Annotated in this window: 21 protein-coding genes; 12 read left to right on the top strand and 9 right to left on the bottom strand. The window is 69.2% G+C overall.

What is annotated here, in order from left to right; all coding sequences use genetic code 11:
- Positions 1-108 precede the first annotated feature (108 nt).
- The 4 genes from C447_RS02490 to C447_RS02480 all read left to right on the top strand — a co-directional run bounded on the left by C447_RS02490 (position 109) and on the right by C447_RS02480 (position 2,146).
- Positions 109-360 carry an MTH865 family protein gene (locus C447_RS02490; RefSeq protein ID WP_007690581.1) on the top strand — a complete coding sequence of 84 codons (252 nt, stop codon included), beginning with the start codon at positions 109-111 and terminating at the stop codon, positions 358-360.
- A 65-nt stretch (positions 361-425) separates the two neighbouring features.
- Positions 426-578: a hypothetical protein gene (locus tag C447_RS17835; protein ID WP_153300669.1), complete on the top strand. Its 153-nt coding sequence runs from the start codon at positions 426-428 to the stop codon at positions 576-578.
- 43 nt (positions 579-621) lie between these two features.
- A complete protein-coding gene (locus C447_RS02485; RefSeq protein WP_007690579.1) occupies positions 622-1,194 on the top strand; it encodes a peroxidase-related enzyme in 573 nt (190 codons plus the stop codon).
- Positions 1,195-1,309: 115 nt separating this feature from the next.
- Positions 1,310-2,146 (top strand): fructosamine kinase family protein, encoded by an 837-nt coding sequence (locus tag C447_RS02480; protein WP_007690577.1) that lies wholly within the window; start codon positions 1,310-1,312, stop codon positions 2,144-2,146.
- A 46-nt stretch (positions 2,147-2,192) separates the two neighbouring features.
- Here the strand turns inward: C447_RS02480 and C447_RS02475 are convergent, their stop codons facing one another.
- The 8 genes from C447_RS02475 to C447_RS02440 form a co-directional block, all read right to left on the bottom strand.
- The gene (locus C447_RS02475; RefSeq protein ID WP_007690576.1) at positions 2,193-2,678 is read right to left on the bottom strand and encodes a PTS fructose transporter subunit IIB; all 486 of its coding nucleotides are present in this window, start codon (positions 2,676-2,678) and stop codon (positions 2,193-2,195) included.
- On the bottom strand, positions 2,675-4,390 hold the full coding sequence (gene ptsP / locus C447_RS02470) for a phosphoenolpyruvate--protein phosphotransferase (protein WP_049904323.1): 1,716 nt from the start codon (positions 4,388-4,390) through the stop codon (positions 2,675-2,677). The genes C447_RS02475 and ptsP overlap by 4 nt, the downstream gene beginning before the upstream one ends.
- 10 nt (positions 4,391-4,400) lie before the next feature.
- A complete protein-coding gene (gene ptsH1 / locus C447_RS02465) occupies positions 4,401-4,670 on the bottom strand; it encodes a phosphocarrier protein HPr (protein ID WP_007690574.1) in 270 nt (89 codons plus the stop codon).
- Positions 4,663-5,130, bottom strand: a complete 468-nt coding sequence (locus tag C447_RS02460) for a PTS sugar transporter subunit IIA (RefSeq protein ID WP_007690572.1) — start codon at positions 5,128-5,130, stop codon at positions 4,663-4,665. Before C447_RS02460 ends, ptsH1 begins: the two co-directional genes overlap by 8 nt.
- 51 nt (positions 5,131-5,181) lie before the next feature.
- A complete protein-coding gene (locus C447_RS02455; protein ID WP_007690570.1) occupies positions 5,182-6,354 on the bottom strand; it encodes a PTS fructose transporter subunit IIC in 1,173 nt (390 codons plus the stop codon).
- Positions 6,355-6,473: 119 nt separating this feature from the next.
- Positions 6,474-7,358 (bottom strand): 1-phosphofructokinase, encoded by an 885-nt coding sequence (gene pfkB, locus C447_RS02450; RefSeq protein ID WP_007690568.1) that lies wholly within the window; start codon positions 7,356-7,358, stop codon positions 6,474-6,476.
- Positions 7,355-8,116: an HTH-type transcriptional regulator GlpR gene (glpR, locus tag C447_RS02445; protein ID WP_007690567.1), complete on the bottom strand. Its 762-nt coding sequence runs from the start codon at positions 8,114-8,116 to the stop codon at positions 7,355-7,357. Before glpR ends, pfkB begins: the two co-directional genes overlap by 4 nt.
- A 114-nt stretch (positions 8,117-8,230) precedes the next feature.
- Positions 8,231-8,899 (bottom strand): helix-turn-helix domain-containing protein, encoded by a 669-nt coding sequence (locus C447_RS02440; RefSeq protein WP_007690565.1) that lies wholly within the window; start codon positions 8,897-8,899, stop codon positions 8,231-8,233.
- A gap of 126 nt (positions 8,900-9,025) precedes the next feature.
- Between C447_RS02440 and C447_RS02435 the strand changes: the two genes are divergently transcribed.
- Positions 9,026-10,384, top strand: a complete 1,359-nt coding sequence (locus C447_RS02435; protein WP_029602014.1) for a cytochrome P450 — start codon at positions 9,026-9,028, stop codon at positions 10,382-10,384.
- Here C447_RS02435 and C447_RS02430 read toward each other — a convergent pair.
- The gene (locus tag C447_RS02430; protein WP_007690563.1) at positions 10,354-10,731 is read right to left on the bottom strand and encodes a metal-dependent transcriptional regulator; all 378 of its coding nucleotides are present in this window, start codon (positions 10,729-10,731) and stop codon (positions 10,354-10,356) included. The two genes, C447_RS02435 and C447_RS02430, sit on opposite strands and share 31 nt — an antisense overlap.
- Before the next feature lie 444 nt (positions 10,732-11,175).
- Here C447_RS02430 and C447_RS02425 point away from each other — a divergent pair, with 444 nt between their 5' ends.
- The 7 genes from C447_RS02425 to C447_RS02390 all read left to right on the top strand — a co-directional run bounded on the left by C447_RS02425 (position 11,176) and on the right by C447_RS02390 (position 20,290).
- Positions 11,176-12,012: a DUF2182 domain-containing protein gene (locus C447_RS02425; RefSeq protein ID WP_007690562.1), complete on the top strand. Its 837-nt coding sequence runs from the start codon at positions 11,176-11,178 to the stop codon at positions 12,010-12,012.
- A gap of 320 nt (positions 12,013-12,332) precedes the next feature.
- Positions 12,333-12,890 (top strand): hypothetical protein, encoded by a 558-nt coding sequence (locus C447_RS02420; protein ID WP_007690561.1) that lies wholly within the window; start codon positions 12,333-12,335, stop codon positions 12,888-12,890.
- A gap of 116 nt (positions 12,891-13,006) precedes the next feature.
- Positions 13,007-13,261 carry a hypothetical protein gene (locus tag C447_RS02415; RefSeq protein ID WP_007690560.1) on the top strand — a complete coding sequence of 85 codons (255 nt, stop codon included), beginning with the start codon at positions 13,007-13,009 and terminating at the stop codon, positions 13,259-13,261.
- Between the two features lie 423 nt (positions 13,262-13,684).
- Entirely contained in the window at positions 13,685-14,761 is a 1,077-nt protein-coding gene (locus C447_RS02410) for a TIGR00341 family protein (RefSeq protein ID WP_237713483.1), read from the top strand.
- Positions 14,758-16,047: a hypothetical protein gene (locus C447_RS02405; protein WP_007690555.1), complete on the top strand. Its 1,290-nt coding sequence runs from the start codon at positions 14,758-14,760 to the stop codon at positions 16,045-16,047. The genes C447_RS02410 and C447_RS02405 overlap by 4 nt, the downstream gene beginning before the upstream one ends.
- Positions 16,048-17,290: 1,243 nt before the next feature.
- Entirely contained in the window at positions 17,291-18,742 is a 1,452-nt protein-coding gene (locus tag C447_RS02395) for a permease (protein ID WP_049904324.1), read from the top strand.
- Between the two features lie 273 nt (positions 18,743-19,015).
- Entirely contained in the window at positions 19,016-20,290 is a 1,275-nt protein-coding gene (locus C447_RS02390) for a hypothetical protein (protein WP_007690535.1), read from the top strand.
- The last annotated feature ends 2 nt before the right edge of the window (positions 20,291-20,292 follow it).

Genomic DNA, 20,292 nt, shown 5'->3' with positions numbered 1-20,292 from the left:
CGCGCCATCAGAGATGTGTATAAGAGACAGCTAAACACCCAACAATTCCGACCAACGGACTCGGCGTTCCCCAACGTTTTTGCTGATTCTCGGTCAACTCTGGGTGCTATGGCAGACGAAGACGAACTCAGATCCCAGATGATCGACGCGTTCGAAGGTGCGGACTATCCGATCTCGAGCCCGATGGACCTCGTGCCGGCGCTGCCGAACGGCCCGTCGACGAAGTTCGAGTCGGGCGACTTCTCGATGACCGCGATGGAGCTCAACACCAAGCTCTCCGGTGGCGACTTCCCCTATGAGAGCCCCGAGAACTTCGTCGACGACGTCATCGAGCAGCTCAAATCCCAGGACGAGCTCTGAATCCGGGTTCGAGGTTCGTCGTGCCGGAGTCAAAGAGTTAAGCCCGCGGCTGCCGAGACCCGACTATGACGGGGTTGGCGATGGCGTTCGAGACGGTCGTCGATACGCTGTTCCGAACGTTCGGGCCGTTCGTCATCCCCGCGACGGTGTTCGTCCTCGGGCTGATCGGCTACGGCGTGCTGTTCGTGCTCAGCCGGTGGCTGGATTCGTACCGCTGAGCCCCCGAAGGTTGAAGCCCACACCGACCGTCGTCGGTCGGATATGGAACCGATGGGCGAGTTTCCCGTTCCCGACCCCGAGACGCTTCCGGACGACGTACGCGAGCGCATCGAGCGCGAGACCGAGGACGCGGGGTTCACGCCCAACGTCTTCTCGGCGTTCGCCTACCGTCCCTCGCACTTCCGGGCCTTCTTCGCCTACCACGACGCGCTGGTCGAGCACACCGCGCTCGAACGCGAGGAGATAGAGATGATAATCGTGGCGGTCAGCGGCGCGAACGACTGCTATTACTGTGTCGTCGCCCACGGCGCGCTCCTCCGCATCTACGGCGACGACCCGCTGCTCGCCGACCAGCTCGCCGCAAACCACCGCGCCGCCGACCTCGCGGAACCCCACCGCGCGATGCTCGACGTGGCCGTGAAGCTCACCGAATCCCCCGGACGCGTCGACTCGGCGGACGTCCGGCGGCTCCGCGAGGCGGGCTTCCCGGAGAAGGCGGTCTGGGACATCGCGAGCGTCACCGCCTTCTTCAACCTCTCGAACCGGATGTCGACGTTCGCCGACATCCGCCCGAACGAGGTCTTCCACACCCTCGGGCGCGACCCGTCCAACTGACCCGGATCGTTCGGCCATCCCACCGCACCACGTCGCGACCGACACGACGACGAGCCGTCCGGCAGGCGAACCCGATGGACCACGTTCATCCCCGCGCGGACCGGACCGCCTCCACATGAGCGCTCCCCCCGAAACCGAGGTCGGTGCGGCCCTCGGTTCGGCCCCCGTCTCGTTCACGGAGCTCTCGGGCGGGCAGATAGGGACGGTCTATCGCTCGACGCTCGCCGACGGTCGACGGGTCGTCGCGAAGGTCGGCGGGACGCCGCTCGACCTCGAAGGCTGGATGCTTCGGTTCCTCGCTAGCCACACCGACCTGCCCGTTCCCGACGTCCACCACGCGTCGTCGGACCTGCTGGTCGTCGAGTACGTCGAGGGCGAAACGAGCCACGACGCGGCCGTCGCGAGGGACGCCGCCGACCGTCTCGCCGCGCTCCACGACCGGCAGGGGCCGAGTTACGGCTTCGAACGCGACACGGTCGTCGGCCCGATCGAACAGCCGAACCCCTGGACCGATTCCTGGGTCGCGTTCTACCGCGACCACCGGCTCCGACAGCTCCTCTCGGCCCGCGAGTTCGCACCGGGGATCGACGAGCGGGTCGAGGCCGTCTGTGCCGACCTCGATGGCCTCCTCGCCGAGCCGGATTCCCCGTCCCCGATCCACGGCGACGTCTGGACCACGAACGTCCTCTCGCGCGACGGCCGCGTCACCGCGTTCCTCGACCCCGCGGTCTACTACGCCCACCCCGAGATCGAACTCGCGTACATCGACTGGACCGGCACGTTCGGGGAGGCGTTCTTCGAGCGCTATCGGGAGCGCCGCGGGATCGAGTCCGGCTTCTTCGAGCGCCGTCGGTACGTCTACCGGCTCTACCCGCTCCTGATACACGTCTCGCTGTTCGGCGGTCGCTACCACGACGCGCTCGATGCTACTCTCGATCGACTCGGGTACTGACGACTCGTCTCGCCTTCGTCGGCAGGAAAAGTTCGACCTATCGTCGCTACGAGAACCGGCGCTTCACGCGGGCGAACAGCCCCTTCCGCGGGTCGCCGCCGATCTGGTCCGGACTCAGACCCTCGGTGTTCGCGCCGACCTCGGATCCCGTTTCACCGTCCTCGGATCCGCCCGACGCGGCCGCCTCGCCCTCGGCCGTTTCGGGGTCGGTCGCCTCACCGTCCCCGACGGCTTCGCTGGCGCGCTCGAACAGGGATTCGGTGTCGTTGATCGCGGCCTTCACGGTGGCCTTGACGACGGGGACGTCCGCGGCCTCGAACCGGTCGCGCGAGACCGCGGTGTCGGCGGCGATGATCGCCGCGTCCGCGTCGGCGATCGTTGCTTTCCCGAGTTCGTTCTCGGCCCCCATCGCCCCCTGGATCTCGACGTGGATCTCGTGGCCGAGCTGCTCGGCGGTCTGTTCGAGGCTCTCGGCGGCCATCTGGCTGTGTGCGATACCGGTCGGACAGGACGTGACTGCGACGAGTTTCATTGGTTGGGTTCCTCGTTGTCTCGTGGTAGTAGTTCGCGTACCTCATCCTTCGTGCTCGCGTCGAGCACGCGCTCGGCGAGGCCCTCCGCTTCGCTCGTGTCCACTGACTCGATTCGCGCCTTGACCTCGGGGAGCGTGACGGCGCTCATGCTCAACTCGTCGAACCCGAGACCGACGAGGAGCTCGGTCAGCGCGGGGTCGCCCGCCATCTCGCCACACATCCCGACCCAGGTGTCGGTTCCCTCGGTGGCCTCGACGACCTGCCGGAGCGCGCGCACCACGGGGGGCTGGCAGGGGTCGTGGAGGTCGGCGACGCGTTCGTTACCCCGGTCGGCGGCCATCACGTACTGGGTGAGGTCGTTCGTGCCGACCGAGAGGAAGTCCGCGCGGGCGGCCAGATCCGGTGCCAGAAACGCCGTCGCCGGCGTCTCGATCATCGTCCCGACCTCGGGCCGCTCGACGGGTTCGCCAGCCGATTCGAGCTCCGAAATCACTTCTTCGACCCGCTCGCGCCCGGCCTCGAACTCCTCTATCGTGGCGACCAGCGGGAACATGATGGCCAAGTCGCCCTCGGTCTCGCCCGCGGCACGGATCAGCGCCCGGAGCTGGGTCTCGAACAGCTCCTCGTCGGGTCCGAGCGACCGTCGGATCCCGCGTTCGCCGAGGAACGGGTTCTCCTCCTCGGAGAGGTCGAGGTAGGGGATCGGCTTGTCACCCCCGATGTCGAGGGTCCGGACCACCACGCGACCCTCGGGAAACGCCGCGAGCGCCTCGCGGTAGGTCTCGTATTGCTCCTCCTCGCCGGGGGGATCCTCGCGGTCGAGGAAGAGGAACTCGGTGCGGTAGAGCCCCACCCCGTCGGCCCCGCGCTCGATCGCGCCCTCGACCTCGACCGGCTGGCCGACGTTCGCGGCCACCTCGATCCCCCGACCATCCGCCGTCGTCACCGGTTCGTGGCGGACTTCGGCGCGGTCGGTTTCGGCCGCCCGTTCACGGGTCTCCTCGCTCGGCTCGACCACGACGTCGCCCGCCTCGCCGTCCACGACGACCGTCGTCCCGTCCTCGATCTCGAGGAGTTCGTCCCCGACGCCGACGACGGCGGGTAGCGCGAGCGAGCGCGCGAAGATAGCGGCGTGGGAGGTCCGCCCGCCCGTGGCGGTGACGAACCCCGCCACCGAATCGGGGTCCAACTGCGCGGTGTCGCTCGGCGTGAGCCGCTCGGCGACCACCACCGATCCGTCGGGCAGCGCGGAGAGGTCCAGTCGCTCTGCACCCGTCAGGAGCCGCACGAGGCGGTCGCGGACGTCCCGGAGGTCGTCGGCGCGCTCGGCCATCCGCCCCTCCATCCCCTCGAACTGCTCGATACCGCTCGCGAAGCCCTCCCTGACGGCGTGCTCGGCCGGCAGTCCCCCCTCGATCCCGTTTTCGACCCCGTCTTCGATCTGGGGGTCGTCGAGGAACTGGCTGTGGGCCTCGAACACCGCCGCTTCGTCGCTCCCGACACGTTCGGCCGCCCGCTCGCGTTCGGTCTCCAGTTCGTCGTGGGCTCGCTCCCTCGCTTCCTCGAAGCGCTCGCGCTCCGCACTCGGGTCGACCGTCTCGCTTGCCGGTGGCTCCGGGAGGTCGATGGCGTCGTCGGGTCGGTACCACACGACGGAACCCACGGCCGAGAGCGGCGTCGCGCCGATGCCGCCAAGCGTTCGTTCGGTCATGAACGCCGGGTCACTCCTCACCCTCCGGCGTCGAGAGCACGGTTTCGAGCGCGTCGAGCGCGGCCTCCTCGTCGTCGCCCTCCGCGACCAGTCGGACCTCCTCGTCGTGGCCGACCCCGAGACTCGTGACGGCGAGCATGCTCCGCGCGTCCACGAGGTCGCCGTCGGCGGCCCCGACTTCGATGTCGCAGTCGTACTCGTTCGCGGTCTGAACGAACTGTGAGGCGGGCCGTGCGTGGAGGCCGGCCTCCGGAACCACCGTCACCGTGCGTTCAGTCATCGTCGATCGCCGCCTCCATGGTGGCCTGGACTTCCTCGGGGGTCTCCGCCTCGTGGAGCGACTCGCGCACGTCGTCGTGCATCAGCGAGCGCGAGAGCGAGGCGAGGATCCCGAGGTGTTCGTCGCTGCCGCCCTCCGGAACGAGGATCATGAAGACCAGGTGGGCGGGTTCGTCGTCCATCGAGTCGAAGTCGAGGCCCGCCGAGGACCGGCAAAAGGCCACCGAGGCCTGGTCGATGGCGTCCGTCTGGGCGTGGGGGATCGCGATCCCCTTCCCGACCCCGGTCGTGGTCTCCTCCTCGCGCGTGAGGAGCGCCGCGAGCGCCGCCTCGCGGTCGGCGACGCGCCCGGCGTCGACCACCACGTCGAGGAGGTGCTCGATCGCGGCCTCCTTCTCGGTGGGTGGTTCGGCGAGCGTGATCAGGTCGGTCGGCATCAGTTGGTCGATGTCGTAGAGCATTGCATGTCCCATCTCGTGGCTGTATGATGTGTGTTGTGTTCGATCGTGGCGTTAGTCGTCCGCCGACCGCGGTGTCTCCGTCGCCCCGGCCGTCCCGCTCCCGCGTTCGAGGTCCGCGACGGTGACCTCGAAGTCGGGTTTGAGGAGCGTCGCGATCGCGGCCGTCACGAGGGTTCCGAGGACGATACAGCCGAGGAAGGCGAACGGCTGGTTCGAGAGCGGGACCACGAAGATCCCGCCGTGCGGGGCCGGCATCGTGACTCCGAGCCCCATCGAGGCCGCGCCGCCGACCGCGCTCCCGGCGACGATCGCGGGGATCACGCGGAGCGGGTCGGCCGCGCCGTAGGGGATCGCGCCCTCGGTGATGAACGAGAGCCCGAGCGGGACGGCGCTCTTGGCGTTCTCGTACATCTCCGCGGTGTACTTCTGGGGCGCGACGAAGTTCGAGAGCGCGAGCCCCAGTGGGGGGATCATCCCACCGATCATCACCGCCGCCATCGGCGCGTAGATCTGTTCGGTGATGAGCCCCACCGAGAAGACGTAGGCGACCTTGTTGATCGGCCCGCCCATGTCGAGCGCCATCATCCCACCGAGGATCGCGCCGACGAGAAGCGCCTGACTCCCCTGCATCCCGCTCAGGAAGCTCGTGAGGCCGGCATTCGCGATGGCCACCGGCACGCCGAGCACGAAGATCACTATCGGCGAGAGGATCACCATCGTCAGGACCGGGACGATCAACACGGGCATCATCGGCTTGATGAACTCGGGGACCGAGCGCCGCTTGAACCAGCGCGCGACGTAGCCCGCGAGCAGCCCGGCGACGAGCGCACCGAGGTAGCCCGCTCCCGCTTCGCCGCCCGAGAGCCCGACGACGTCGCCGGCGGCCGCGAGCACCTCGCCCTGCTGGATGATGTACGACAGGAGGAACCCGGGTGCGAGCCCGGGTCTATCGGCGATCGCGTACGCGATGTAGGCCCCGAGGATCGGGACCATGATCGTCAACCCCGCGTTGCCGACCTGCGCGAGGAACCAGCCGAGGGTTCCCGTCGCGTCGAACACCGACCTGACGTCGCCGAAGACCGACGCCGACGCGTAGGCCAGCGCGAGGAAGATCCCGCCGATCGTGACGAACGGGATCATGTGCGATACGCCGGTCATCAGGTCCTCCTTTACCGACGTGAGATACGACCTGATCGCCGCCTCCATCGAATCGCTGGTGGCCATGGAACTCTCCTCGACGATCGTTCTATATCGCCTAAATACTACCGAACGTGATCGTTTCAGATCGAAACCTCACGAACGGCGGGAAACCGTGCAAACGGTCGATCCGTCCCGACCCGGGGTCAGTCCATCGGGTCGCCGACGGACGACCGGGCGGGGATCGTGGTGCCCGGAACGCCGACGACACGGGACGCGACGGCGACCCCGTCCCGGAGGGCGTCCTCGTCGGGCTTTCCCTCGGCGAGCGCCGCCAGCACGCCCGCGAGCAGCGCGTCGCCCGCCCCGACCGTATCGACTACCTCGGCCTCGGGTGCGGGGACGTGGACGGTCCCGGACCGCGTGGCGACGAGCGCGCCGTCGGCACCCAGCGAGGCGACGACCCGTTCGAAGCCGGTCGATCGGAGCGCCTCCGCGGCCCGGGCGCACTCCTCGACGGTCGCGGTCGGCGCGCCCGTCGCCGCCGCGAGCTCCGCCCGGTTCGGTTTGCAGAGCGTGTAGCTCCCCGCGAGCCGGTCGAGCTGTTCACCACCGACGTCGACGACCGTCTCCCAGTCCGCCGACGCCGCGATCCGGTCGACGGCCTCGACCCCGAGGCTCGGGGGAAGGCTCCCCGCCACGACGACCGTCTCGGGGTCGTGGCGCTCGATCCGCTCGATCACTCTGTCGACGACCGACCCGTCGACCGACGGCCCGCGGTGGTTGATCTTGTACTCGGCGTCGGTGAGGACGGTGGTGTTCAGCCGGGTTCGGCCGTCGGTCTCGACGAAGTCGTGTGCGATCCCGTCGGCTGTCAGCCGCGTCGCAACGAACTCCCCGAGGAAGCCCCCCAGAACCCCCGTCGCCAGCGTCTCTGCACCGAGCTCGTCGAGATACTTCGCGACGTTGATCCCCTTCCCGCCGGCGTCGAACCGTGCCTCGCTCGCGCGCTGGACGCGGCCGGCTTCCAGGGACTCGTCGAGGCGAACCGTGTGGTCGACGGCGGGGTTCAACGTCACCGTCAGGATCACGATTCACCCACCAGCATCCGGACGTCGGCGTTTTCGAGCGATCCGCGTTCGGTCTCGCCGGGCGGTCGGTCCGTGACGAACGTGTCGACGGCCGCGAGGTCGGCGAACCGGACCACGCTGCGCTCGCCGAGTTTGGTGTGGTCGGCGACGAGAACGACCCGCTTCGAGCGCTCGATCATGAGCTCCTTCATCCTCGCCTCCGCCTCGTTCGGCGTCATCAGCCCGTCGGCGTCCACCGCGTTCGTCCCCAGCACGAGGAGGTCGAAGCGCATCCGTTCCATGAACCCCTCGGCGGTCGGGCCCACCAGGGCTCGTGTTCTGCCGCGCAACGTCCCGCCGGTGAGCTTCACGTCACGCTCCTCGGCGGCGAGTTCGAGCGCGACGAGCGGCGAGTTCGTGACCGCCAGGGCGGCCTCGTCGGTCGATATCCGTTTGGCCACCTCCATCGTGGTCGTCCCCGAGTCGAAGAACACCACCTGCTCGCCGGCCATCTCCGCGGCCGCGCGCTCGGCGATCGTCGCCTTCTCGGTGAGGTTCCGGATCCCCTTTTGCTGGTGGCTCCGTTCGCGGCCCACGCTCGTCACCGGGACCGCGCCGCCGTGGGTGCGTTCGACCAGGCCCTCCTCCGCGAGCGCGCCGAGGTCGCGACGAACGGTCGCCTTCGAGACCTCGAGTTCCGTGGCGAGCTCGTTCACCGAACAGCCCCCCTTCTCGGAAACCAGTTCGATGACCGTCCGTCGTCGCGTTGCGGGTAGCATGAATGGTCGTCGGCTTCCGTTTTCGTTTCTGCAATCTTAGTCGTTTTCCCGTTCGTTTCTGTTCGAAATATAGCGTACGAACGCACATCGATTCGTCGGGCCGGCTCGCGCGGCTCAGGCCCGGTCGGCGACGTAGGCGGTCATCACCCGGCGTTCGATCCGCTGGAGCCGGTCGCTCACGGTGCCCGGCGCGAGGTCGAGCCGATCGGCGAGCGCGCGGTGGGTCGTCCCGCGCGGCACCTCGTAGTACCCCTCGCGGACCGCCAGGTCGAGCAGCGCCGCCTGGCGCTCGGTGAGGAGGGAGTCGGCTCCGTCCGGATCGAACCGCCCCACCCGCTCGACCGAGAGCGAGACCTGATCGGGGAGCGCCGCCACCGCCCGCCGGATGCCGACGGCGGTGCCGACCACCGTGAGCTGGGTTCGCGGTTCGTCGGCGGGTCGGTGGTCGATCGGCCAGTCGACCACGATGTCGTTCCGGTACAGGATCGAGAGCAGGTCGCCGGTGAGGCCCGCGCTCCGGTAGTGGGCGTAGACGATGCCGTGCTCGCCGGTGCCGGCGACGTCGTAGCGTTCGACCCGATCGACCCCCGCGAGGAGTTCCCGCGCGGCGTCGAGGTCGCCCCGGAGGTCGGAGAGCCCGACGTACCGCCCGTCGTCGACCGGCCCGAGGTACCGGGTCGCCTCGATCGACACCGTCTCCGACCGATCGAACCGGTCGACGACGGGGTCCTGCGCCATCCCGGTCAGCGACACCGTCGCGGAACGGAGGGTCTCGGCGGCCATGCCACCGCTTCGGGACCCGCGCCGGTAGCTCCTCGGCTTCGGTTCGCGCCGGTCCGACGATCGTATGAAGGATTCCATCATGCTAGGGGGAACTCCCAACCCCGCTGCCCGCGTAGGAGAGGTCGAATGAGCAACGACACAGCAGATATCGAGTTTCCTCCCGGTCCCTCGGGGCTTCCCGTGGTCGGGTCGATGCCCAGGTCGGTCCTCGGAGGGCTGGCGTTCAGGGAGCGGATGGCGAACGAGTACGGCGACGTCGTCCACTGGGAGAGCCCACAGGGACCGGTCTATCAGCTCAACCACCCCGACGACATCGAGCGCGTGCTGGTCCACAACAACACCAACTACGTGAAGGGCCAGCAGTTCCAGCGCGTGCTCGGCCCGCTCACCGGCAACGGCATCCTCAACAGCGAGGGCGAGGCGTGGCGGCGCAACCGTCACCTCGTCCAGCCGTCCTTCCACCCGAAGCGGATCCAGGTCTACGCCGACATGATGACGGCGTTCACCGACACGATGCTCGCGGACTGGCAGGACGGCGAGACGCGGGCGATCCACGAGGACATGATGGAGCTCACCCTCCGGATCGTCTCGCAGGCGCTGTTCGGCGTCGACATCGACCGGTACGTCGGCGACATCGAACGCGCCGTCAACGCCTTCCTGCCGGCGACTTCGAGCCTCCCGAACCTCCTGCTCCCAGAGGGTGTTCCCCTGCCCTCCCGCCGGCGGATGGCCCGCGCCCGCGAGACCCTCGACGGCGTGGTGGACGAGATCGTCCGCGAGAAACGCGCCGACCCCGGCGAGCACGACGTGATCTCGATGCTGCTCGCCGCCAGCGACGACGACGGCGATCCCCTCTCGGACGAACAGATCCGCGACGAGGCGATCACCCTCATCACGGCGGGCCACGAGACGACGGCGGTTTCACTGACGTACACCACCTACCTCCTCGCCCAGCATCCCGAGGCCGAGGCCAAACTCGTCGCGGAGCTCGACTCGGTCCTCGACGGCGAGCGCCCGACGATGGCCGACCTCCCCGACCTCGCCTACACCGAACGGGTCGTGAAGGAGTCCATGCGGCTCTTCCCTCCCGTCCCCGGGATCGTCCGGGAGGCCGAGGGGGCGGACGAACTCGGCGGCTACCCGATCCCGGCCGGCGCGAAGGTTTTCATGAACCAGTGGGTGGTTCATCGCGACGCCCGCTGGTACGACGACCCGCTGGCGTTCGACCCCGACCGCTGGACGCGGGCGTTCGAGCAGTCGCTGCCACATCTCGCGTACTTCCCGTTCTCGGCCGGCCCGCGCCGGTGTATCGGCGACCGATTCGCGATGCTCGAAGCCCGCCTGCTACTGGCGACGATCTACCAGGACTACCACCTCGAACTCGCCTCCGACCGGAACCTCGAGGTGGTTCCGACCATCACCTCCCGGCCGAAGGAACCCGTCTCGATGGTGGTTCACGACCGGTCCGCGGCCGGGTCGTCGTAGGGGAGCGTCGCCGCGAGCCGCCTCGCGACCGTCGGACTCACCAGTCCGGCCATCTCCATCGCCTCCGCCTCGTGTTCGTCGAGTTCCAGCACGCTCCGGAAGAACCACGAGACGGTGACGTAGGTCTCGTGGAGCGCCGCCGCGCGCTCGCGGCCCGGTTCCGTCAGCGTCGCCCCCTGGTACGGCTCGTAGTTCACCGATCCCTCCTCGTCGAGCCGCTGGAGCATCTCGGTGACCGTCGCCGGCGACTTCCCGAGGAGGTCGCCGATGGCACCCGGCGCGACCGGCGACTCCCCTCGCTGCGCGAGGATGTAGACGGCCAGCAGGTACTGCGCCGTCCCGCTCATCGGCGTTCGACGGGCGGGCGCTCGCTCGTCTCCGGGCTCCCTCCCGAACCGAGCGGAAGGGCTCGCGAACCGTCGATGCACGACCGGATCCCGCCGAACTCGGTCACGTGACTGCCTCCCGTTGTGACCCCACTCGTCTCACGCCGTCGCGTGACATACATTTAGGCAGACCTAAAAACTGTTAATCGTTCCGGTTCCCCGGTCACGACGAACCCGGACGGTGCCGACCCGCGACCGCGCGCTCGAACGGATCATTTTCCAACAGCATGTTTACACTTTAACTCGGGATCGGACGCGTTCATGAACGGAGATGGGAACGACACCCCACACGGACCGTACGAGATGGACCGAAAACGACCGCCTCGCTCCGCGTCCCGGCCCCCGACGTGACGACCGCGAATCGGTTGGCAGTGGCCGAGCGCCCGAGCGGACGGTGGGTGGCCGATGACCGACCAGGGTACCGGGTCGTGGCTCGCCGCCCGGTTCGACGTCTCGCTCGACCGGACGACCGCAGCCGTGGCGACGATGGTCCTCCTCGACGTGGGCTGGTGGCTGCTGGTGTACGACGGCCACCTCCCGATGCCGGGGATGACGTGGCTGATGGAGGCGGGAATTCCGATGGCCGCGCCGGGGGCGATGGAGCGCGGGGTGTTCCACGTCGGCACGCTCGGCGCGGTCGCGGGCTACCTCGTGATGTGGGGCGTGATGATGTGGGCGATGATGCAGCCCGCGATGACCCGGTTCGTCCGGGAGTACGCCGCCGCCCACGAGGGGTCGGCGCTCGCGGTCACGACCGCCGTCACGGGCTTTCTCGGTGGGTACTACCTCGTCTGGCTGGGGTCCGGCGTGCTCCCGCTCGGGCTCGACGCGGTGCTGCCGGGCGGCATCTACGGGGTCACGCGCACCTACACCACCCTCGTCGTCGGGGGTGTCCTCGTCTGCTGTGGGGTCTATCAGCTCTCGTCGTACAAGCAGTCCCGGCTGCGGACGTGCTGTGCGTCCGTCGACGCCCACGCGAACGGCCTCGGTGCCGGCTTCACCAACGGGCTGGTCCACGGGGTCGGCTGTGTGCTGGTCTGCTTCGGGCCCTTCTTCCTCCTCATGCCGTTCTTCGGCGAGATGAACCTCGTCTGGATGGTGGTGCTGACCGGCGTGGTCGCGCTCGAACGCCTCCCCGACTGGGGTCGGGAGGTCGCGACCGCGACGGGACTCACGGCGCTCCTCGCCGGCCTCGCGATACTCCTCGTCCAGCCCCCGCTCCCGGTCGCCTTCGGGATGTAGGCTCCGCGTCCCCCGTTTCCCACAATAGCCCATCGTTCTATACCGACGAAACGTTTTTTACGGGAGAATACAGTTTGGTTTATCACAGGACCGGACCGGATGACGCGCACGCTTGCGCGGATGACGTCCCAAGGCCCAGTGCAGCGGTCGTGCCGCCGACCGGGAGTGGCCACTACCGACCGGCGACTTCCTCTCGCCACTCCCCCGAGGGGGGTATCCCCCGCGGCATCGACCGGATGGGTGACCGACACCGGCACTGTCACGGTCCCTTTCATCGGGTCGTGGAACGGCCCCGACCATCCCGACCGGGAGGACGAACAATGATAGGAGAAGACGCTTTCTGCCCGAAGACGGGCGCATCGCTTTCCGACGAACGATACTACGACGAGACCGGCCGACCGAAGCGGGTCGTCACCGCGGACGAGCGCTCGCTCGCGGCCCAGGCCGCGGGCGAGTTCACGACCGGCGCGGTCCGGTCCTCGAAAGCCGCGCTGTTCAACCGGTTCCGCGACTGTCACGGCCGTCATCACCCCGCCGACGACCGGCTCTACCGAAAGGCGGCGCTGGCGCTCGCACGCCTCAAACGGGCGGGCGAGGGTGCCGGATCCTGGGACGTCCACGTCTGGTACGCGCTCCGACGCCGGCTCGCGACCGCCGGCTACGACGTCGACTGGATGCACGCCCACGTCGAACCCCGGTGTCCGCAGTGTCACGGCCGGCTCCGGTACGACCAGTACGAGACCGGCATCACTGCCCGGTGCGTGGGCGGCTGCGACGACGGGGCCGACCAGCTCCCCGCCATCCGCGAGACGGTCGCCGCCCTCTACGGCCGTGCGTTCGACGACGCGGTCGACCCGGACACCTTCGTCCAGTTCTGAGCCGCGTCCCCTCTCACCGGACGACGTCCGAACCGTCGCCCCGCGATGGGACGTCGATAGTTGCACTGCCGATGCCATAAAACCGAAGTCGTCCGGATTCGTTCGTAAAATCGTCCATGAACCCACCCGAGACGCCGCCGGAACGGCTGTCCGAGCGCGAGCTGTTCACGGAGCTGGTCGACCTGCTCGACGAATCGGACGACCCCGAGGGCTACACCGAGGCCCGCTTCCGCGCGCGCCGCGCGGCCCTCCTCGCCGAGGTCGGCGACCGGCTCGAAACCCTCGAAGCCGTGAAATCGCTGCTCGAACCCGTCGGGACTCCTTCCGACGGTGTCACGGAGATCGAGATGGAGTCCGACCGGGAGCCCTGAGGGTCCGCGCCCCGAACCGGACGACGACCCGGTGTTCCGTCCCGACGGACTGACTGTCGCGGCGGACGGTCGACGGTGTTTTTCAGCCCACACCGTCGAGGGGCGCTACGGACCGGGCCAACGCAGCGGCTGCGGATGACCGCCCGGGCGATCCACCGACCGGTGAAGTGTTTCGACCGATGGTGAGCCTGTTACTCGCACTCTACTTGCTGTATCGACGACGAACGACCGACGGATCCGAACTCGACGACGCCGACGACCCGGACGCCACGCCCGCCCGATGACCGCGGGCGCGGCACGACGTTCTCCCCGACGCATGCATACACTACTACAACGACAAGTCACGACGACCGAACCGAATCACGCGACACGACGGCCGACTGCCCCAAACCGATGGGCGCGCGGCCGGGGGGTGTAAGCCCGGTGGCGCGCAAGGACATGCGGCTCGTCGAAGTGATCACGATGTCGCGCTCGACCCGCGAGACCGTGCTCGACGTCCTCGACGACAACGACCTGGACTACACCGTCTCCGACCGCACCGACGACCCCGAGACCTCCGCGACGGTCTCGTTTCCGGTGCCGGCGAACGCCGTCGAACCGATCCAGACCGAGCTCGCGAACCTCGACCTCGGTGCGGACATGTACACGGTGGTCGTCGAACCCGAGACCGTCACTTCCGAGCGGCTGGGGCCCTCGGACGACCGCTTCGAGCAGGTCGAGGGGCTGGGTCACCAGGGGATCTCGCGCGGCGAGCTCCACTCGAAGGCCGCCGACCTGATCCCCGACCCGGCGATCTACTCGCTCCTGACGGCGGTGAGCGCGGTCGTCGCCACGGGCGGGGTGATGCTCGAATCGGTCTCCGTGCTCGTCGGCGCGATGGTGATCGCGCCGCTGATCGGCCCGCCGATGGCGACCTCGGTCGCCACCGTGATCGACGACCAGAAGCTCTTCGTCCGGAGCCTGAAGTTCCAGGCGCTCGGCGCGGCCGTGGCGGTCGCGAGCGCGGTCGGGTTCGCGCTGGTCGTCAAAACCACCCATCTCGTCCCCACCGGGATCGACCTCGAAGCGGTGCTCGGCCTCAGCAACTACACCGCGTCGAGCTTCCTCCTCGTCGTGGTCGCGCTGAGCGCGGGTTTCGCGGGCGCGATCAGCCTCTCGACCTCCGCCAACATCGGGCTGGTGGGCGTGATGATCGCCGCCGCCATGATCCCGCCGCTCGGCGTCGTCGGCGTCGGTATCGCGTGGGGGCGACCCACCGCGGTCGTCGGCTCCATGGCGGTGGTCCTCCTGAACGTGCTCTCGATCAACCTCGCGGCGATCATCTGTCTCTGGTATCTCGGCTACCACCCGAGAAGTTGGTCCGAACTCCGGAAGGCCCGGAGCACGATGCTGCGCCGCGCGGTCGTGCTCGCGGCGGCCGTCGTGGCGCTCGTGACCTTCCTCGCCCACCTCGCGAGCGGTAGCCTCGCGGACCTCATCGCGGTAGTTCCCGACCCATGACCGACGACACCCCACCTGCGGACTCGACGAACCGAACGAGTTCGACCGAACCGACCGACCCGACGCACAGCGACGCGAACGAATCCAATGGATCCACCGAATCTACCGAACCCGACGAGTCCGACGGATCCACCGAAGCCAGCGAATCCGACGACGGTCACGGCTCGCGCTTCGAGACGCTCCATCCCGCCGTCCGGGTGGTCACGACGCTTCTCGTCGAACTCCTCTGGCTCGCGGGGCGGCTGGTGGTGGCGGGCGGACGGCTCGCGGTCTCGTTTCTCACCGAACGCGACCGCCGGATCCGCGCCCAGCGGTGGTTCCTGTTGGAGGGCCGACGGTGGGCGATCGTCGGCGGGCTGGTGGGCGGCATCGTGGTCGTCGCGTTCGCGCTGAGCCTCACGGGGGTGTTCGGGATCGACCGGAGCGACTTCGTGACGAGCATCTTCACCACCGTGATCGCGGGGCTGTTCTCGTTCGTCCCGATCATCGTCGCGGTCAACCAGCTCACGATCTCACAGCTCTTCGGGACGCCCGACGACCTCCGCGAACAGATCCACGGCATCGCGGCCTTCCGCGCGACCATCGAGGACCGCCTGCCGGACACCGCGGTGAGCCCCACCGATCCGGGGCGGTTCGCGGCGCTCGCCAACGGCGTGCTCTCGAAGCGGGCCGCCGAACTCGAACGCGCCTGCACGGACGTCGGCGACGAGGCGCTCGAAACACGGATCGAGCGCTACGCCCGGCGGGTCATCACCGCGACCACGCGGCTCGACGGCCGCCTCGACGGCGACCGCCTCCGGCTGATGGAGGTCCTGTTGCCGATGATGGGCGACGGCTACTCCGAGAACGTCAACGAGGCTCGACGCATTCAAGCCGAGTACGACGACCTCCCCGAGCGCGCCGACGACCTCCTCGCCGACCTCCGCGACCTCTTCGTCTCGATGGACGTCATCCGACAGTACTTCAAGGCGCTCTACATCAAACAGGAGCTCGCGCGGCTCTCACGGTTGATCGCCTACACGGGAATGGCCGCGTTCCTCGTCTCGCTGTTCCTGATCTTGCTGTTCGCCAACGGCGTTCCGGCGGGCGGCTACGGCACCGGGATGCTGTTCGCCGTGAGCGTCGCGCTCGGGGTGGCTTCCCTCCCCTTCGCGGTCTTCTTCGCGTTCATCGTCCGGATCGCCACCATCGCGAAACGCACCGCCGCGCCGGGCGCGTTCACGCCGCGCGGCGAGACCCCCGACTACATCGAGGAACTTCGGGATTCATCGGGGGAGCGGCCATGAGCCCCGACACCACTCACGGCTACTCGCGTCGGGCGGCGCTCGCGCTCGCGGGCAGCGTCACGGTGGGTCTCGCGGGCTGTCTGGGCGATTCGACGACAAACCACGGCTGGCAGCGCGTCTCCTCCCCGACGAAGAAAGCGCTCCGCGACGTGGTGTTCACCAGCCGCGGCCCGGTCGCGGCCGGCGAGGGCGGCCGCGTGCTCGCCCGCACCGACGAGGACTGGGAGACGGTCGTCGAGCGCGGCCCCGGGAACGCGAGCAACGGCCTCACCGGCGCGGCCACAACCGCCGGCGGCGAGCGGGTCTGGGTCTGCGGCGACAGCGGCGCGGTCGGGCGTTACGACGTCGCAGAGGGGAAGATCACCGACCACTCGGCCCCGAAGGGAAAGACGAGTTCCTGGGCGGACGTCGCGGTCGTCGGCCCCGCGGGCGACGAGCGCGTTCGCCTCCTCAACGGCTCCGGGGAACTCCTCACGGGCCGCGTCTCCGGGGGATCCGTTCGGTGGGGCACCGTCACGAAACCCTCCGGCGGGGACAGCGCCGACGCCATTGCCGCGCGCCCGCGGGCGAGCTATCTCTGTGACTCGACCGGGAGCGTCTACCGCCGGTCCTCGAACGGTCGGTGGCGGTCGGTGGGCATCGACGGCGTGAGCACGACGCTCCACGACGTCGCCATGCTCGACGCCGAGACGGTCACGGTCGTCGGCGACGACGGCTCGGTGTTCGTCTACGACGGCTACGACTGGCTCGCGGTCGTCTCGGCCGGGAACGCGCTCCACGCGGTCGACCGCCGTGGCGGCCGCGGCGTCGCCGTCGGCCCCGGTGGCACGGTCGTGGCGGCCGACGACACCNGGTCTCGACGACGCTCCACGGCGTCGCGCTCGGGACGGTGGAGTACGCCGACGTCGCCGTCGGTGTCGATGGAACCATCCTGGAGAACTTCGCATGAGGCCGGACCGCCCCGCCGACGTGATGAAAATATCGACGATCACGACGTTTTATTGCATCCGGGAATCTACGCAACGATACACGCCCGCCCGGGACGACGCGTTCGAGCCGCCGAACGCGGATGACTCACGGGCCGCTATCCAGCGATTTCTGCGGTCTCGGTTCGCTCGAGAGTCCCTCGACCGGCACCACTCGACGCGAACCGATGGGCGTGGACCGAGAGACGGCCGCCGAACCGAGCCGAAACCGACGACTCGCCCCGAACGGGTCGACTCACTCCCCGAGCGCCACTAGTATGTCCGTCACTGCTACCGTCGTCGACGCGCTGAGTCGCATCGCCGGGATGACCTGGGAGACGTGGTGGGCGCTCGTGCTCGGGTTCACCATCTCCGGGGTCGTCGAGGTGTTCGTGAGCCAGCAGCGGATGACCGAGCTCCTCGGCGGCGACGGCCGGCGCGAGGTCGCGCTCGGCTCGCTGTTCGGCGCGGCCTCCTCGAGCTGTTCGTACTCCGCGGTCGGCACCGCGAAGTCGCTGTTCAAGAAGGGCGCGTCCGGAACCGCGAGCCTCGGTGCGTTCATGTTCGCGAGCACCGACCTCGTGATCGAACTCGGTCTGGTGCTGTGGGTGCTGCTCGGCTGGCAGTTCGTCGTCGGGGAGTACCTCGGCGGGATCATCGCCATCGCGGTCCTCGTCACGCTCTTCCGGCACGTCGTTCCAGCGAGCTGGTTCGAGGCCGCGCGCGAACACCTCCACGAGGTCGAGGAGACGACCTGTGCGGCCTGCGGGATGGAGGCGGCTCCGACCGACGACGACACCGTCACCCTCGAAACCACCGGTGGAACGAAGTACTTCTGCTGTGGCGGCTGCCGGCGGGCCTACGAGAGCCAGCACGACGACGTCGACGGCGACGACGTCCCCTGGAGCCGGAAGCTCCTCACCATCGAGGGCTGGGACGCCGCGTGCGCGAAGACCGTCAAGGAGTGGGAGATGCTCTGGACGGACATCGCGCTCGGGTTCGTCCTCGCGGGAGTCGTCGGGGCGTTCGTCCCGAGCGCGTGGTGGGGGGCGCTGTTCGGGGCCGAGCACGGCTTCGTTTCCGTCGTGGTCGCGACGCTGCTCGCGGTGGCCATCGGCGTGGTGACGTTCATGTGTTCGGTCGGGAACGTCCCGTTCGCGCTGGTGCTCTGGACCAACGGCCTCCCGTTCGGGAGCGTGCTCTCGTTCGTCTACGCCGACCTCATCATCCCGCCGCTGGCGAGGACCTACCGGCGCTACTACGGGACCCGGATGGCGGCGATGCTGTTCGGGTCGCTGGCGCTCGCCGCGGTCGTGGCGGGCGTCGCGGTCCACTACCTGATGGGCGGGCTCGGGCTGATCCCCGCTCAGTCCGCCGTCGGCGGCACGCTGTCGGGCGAGTACACCACGATACTGAACCTCGTGTTCACGCCGGTGTTCGTCTGGCAGCTCTACATGACCTACGGGCCCGAAAGACTGGAGACGGCGGTCCGGTCGCTGCCGTTCGCCGCCTGGCGCGTGGGCGAGACCGCGCTCGACGCCGGCGGCCTCCTCGTCCGGATCGGCCGCGCGTTCGGTGCCGACCTCGCGACCGCGGGCCGTACCTTCGGGGCCGGCGCGCGCTCGGTCGGCGGCGGCGTCGCGACCATCGCCGATGCGGTCCGGCTGGCGCTCGTCGCCGTCTACGACGCGTGCGCTGCGCTCTACGCAGCGGGACGGCAGCTCCGGTAGCCGCCCGCGGCCGTCGTCCTCGAATCGGCCGCTCGACCGAGAACCGACCACCCGACCGAGAATCCGACGACTCCTGAAACCATGCAAGAGAACCCACTTCGTTCGACGGCTGCACAGCTCCGCGAAACCATCGCCGACGCGGTCGAGCGCTGCAAGCGCGCGCTCGACCGGACCGACTGACCGTAGAACCGGTACCACCGCCCGCCGACCCGGTATCGTCGCCCGCCGAACCGCTTTCGACCGACACGACGACCGCCGCTTTCGACATACTCGATGACACCCGACAGCATCCGCCGCCGCACCGACGCCGACCGCCTCGATATCGTGACCGGTCGCACCACGGCCGCGGCGGCGGTCGTCGGTTTCGACGTCGCGGTCTTCGCGGCGCTCCGGTACGCCCCGGAGTACCTCCGGCTGCTCGGCAACGGCCCGCTGTTCATCGGTCTCTTCGGTAGCCTCGCGGCCCTGACCGGGCTGGTGTACCCCGCTCTCGATACGGTACCGGACCGGCTCGGTTCGCTGGCCGGTCCGGTGCTCGCGGGGCTCGCCTCGTTCGGTCTGGTCTGCTGGCTCCTCGCCCCGCAGGTCGGCGCGGGCCGACCCACGGCGCTGGTGTTCGTGAGGCTGCTTCTCGTCGGGCTGTGGCCCGCCTTCGACCTCGGAACCGGCCTCGACGCGGTCGTGCCGCGGTACGTCGCCGAACGCGTTCCGCGTGCGTTGCGACACGAGCGGGCCCCGCGGGACGCCGCCATCGTGCTCGGCCTCCCGGCCATCCTCTGGGTGCTGGTCGAGGTCTCGCCGGCGCGCGCCGCGATCCAGGTCGTGCTCGGGCTCGCGGCCGGGCTCGGACTGACGACCGCCGTGTTCCTCGCGGTCCGTGACGACCCCACGGTCGGGGCGCTGTCCACCACGTCCGGTGCATCGACCGCTCGCCGCGGGCGGCTCCGCGGGGCGCTCGCCGCGCTCCGCTCGCTGCCGCGCGCGTCGCGACAGCTCGCCCTCGGCGAGACCCTGGTCGCGCTCGCGGTCGGGATGGTCTCGGTGTTCCTCGTCATCACCGTGACGAGCGTGCTCCGGATCGACATCGAGCTTCTCGGCTTTCGGTTTCGGCCCGACGCGTTCTTCGGGCTCTGCCTGCTGGCCGAGACCCTGGTCGCGTTCGTCGCTCCCCGCCCGCTCGGCCGTCTCGCCGACCGGCTCGGCCGCGACCGCGTCGCGACCGCGGTGCTCCTCGTCGCGGCGCTGTTCCCGGTCGCGCTGGTCGGCGCGCCCGCGAACCCAGCGGTCGTCGCGGCGCTGTTCGCGGCGTTCGGCCTCTACCACGCGGGGCTCCCCCTCGGTCGGCGTGCGGTCGAATCGAGCCTCGACGCCGACGACGTCGACCGCTACCGACTGCTCCGGGCGGCGGTCCCCGTTCCGGCCGCCCTGGTCGGCGGGGTGGTCTACGCCGCGAGCCCGACGCTCGCGTTCGGCCTCGCCACCGTGGTCGGCGTCGTCGGAGTGCGCGAGTTCCTCGTGGGGGCCACCTGGCCCGCGGAGCCGAGCTAACG

It is taken from the genome of Halococcus hamelinensis 100A6 (assembly GCF_000336675.1).
Taxonomy (GTDB): Archaea; Halobacteriota; Halobacteria; order Halobacteriales; family Halococcaceae; genus Halococcus; species Halococcus hamelinensis.
Note: the sequence above shows the minus strand (reverse complement) of the source record. Positions and strands in the feature narration are given on the sequence as shown.

Excerpts from the sequence above, each read along its gene's own strand:
- C447_RS02425 (WP_007690562.1), top strand. The coding sequence starts at position 11,176 with ATGACCGACCAGGGTACCGGGTCGTGGCTCGCCGCCCGGTTCGACGTC.
- C447_RS02460 (WP_007690572.1), bottom strand. The coding sequence starts at position 5,130 with ATGCTCTACGACATCGACCAACTGATGCCGACCGACCTGATCACGCTC.
- C447_RS17835 (WP_153300669.1), top strand. The coding sequence starts at position 426 with ATGACGGGGTTGGCGATGGCGTTCGAGACGGTCGTCGATACGCTGTTC.
- C447_RS02415 (WP_007690560.1), top strand. The coding sequence starts at position 13,007 with ATGAACCCACCCGAGACGCCGCCGGAACGGCTGTCCGAGCGCGAGCTG.
- ptsH1 (WP_007690574.1), bottom strand. The coding sequence starts at position 4,670 with ATGACTGAACGCACGGTGACGGTGGTTCCGGAGGCCGGCCTCCACGCA.
- C447_RS02485 (WP_007690579.1), top strand. The coding sequence starts at position 622 with ATGGAACCGATGGGCGAGTTTCCCGTTCCCGACCCCGAGACGCTTCCG.
- C447_RS02435 (WP_029602014.1), top strand. The coding sequence starts at position 9,026 with ATGAGCAACGACACAGCAGATATCGAGTTTCCTCCCGGTCCCTCGGGG.
- C447_RS02430 (WP_007690563.1), bottom strand. The coding sequence starts at position 10,731 with ATGAGCGGGACGGCGCAGTACCTGCTGGCCGTCTACATCCTCGCGCAG.
- C447_RS02420 (WP_007690561.1), top strand. The coding sequence starts at position 12,333 with ATGATAGGAGAAGACGCTTTCTGCCCGAAGACGGGCGCATCGCTTTCC.
- C447_RS02490 (WP_007690581.1), top strand. The coding sequence starts at position 109 with ATGGCAGACGAAGACGAACTCAGATCCCAGATGATCGACGCGTTCGAA.
- C447_RS02405 (WP_007690555.1), top strand. The coding sequence starts at position 14,758 with ATGACCGACGACACCCCACCTGCGGACTCGACGAACCGAACGAGTTCG.
- C447_RS02475 (WP_007690576.1), bottom strand. The coding sequence starts at position 2,678 with ATGAAACTCGTCGCAGTCACGTCCTGTCCGACCGGTATCGCACACAGC.
- ptsP (WP_049904323.1), bottom strand. The coding sequence starts at position 4,390 with ATGACCGAACGAACGCTTGGCGGCATCGGCGCGACGCCGCTCTCGGCC.
- glpR (WP_007690567.1), bottom strand. The coding sequence starts at position 8,116 with ATGCTACCCGCAACGCGACGACGGACGGTCATCGAACTGGTTTCCGAG.
- C447_RS02480 (WP_007690577.1), top strand. The coding sequence starts at position 1,310 with ATGAGCGCTCCCCCCGAAACCGAGGTCGGTGCGGCCCTCGGTTCGGCC.
- C447_RS02390 (WP_007690535.1), top strand. The coding sequence starts at position 19,016 with ATGACACCCGACAGCATCCGCCGCCGCACCGACGCCGACCGCCTCGAT.
- C447_RS02455 (WP_007690570.1), bottom strand. The coding sequence starts at position 6,354 with ATGGCCACCAGCGATTCGATGGAGGCGGCGATCAGGTCGTATCTCACG.
- C447_RS02395 (WP_049904324.1), top strand. The coding sequence starts at position 17,291 with ATGTCCGTCACTGCTACCGTCGTCGACGCGCTGAGTCGCATCGCCGGG.
- C447_RS02440 (WP_007690565.1), bottom strand. The coding sequence starts at position 8,899 with ATGGCCGCCGAGACCCTCCGTTCCGCGACGGTGTCGCTGACCGGGATG.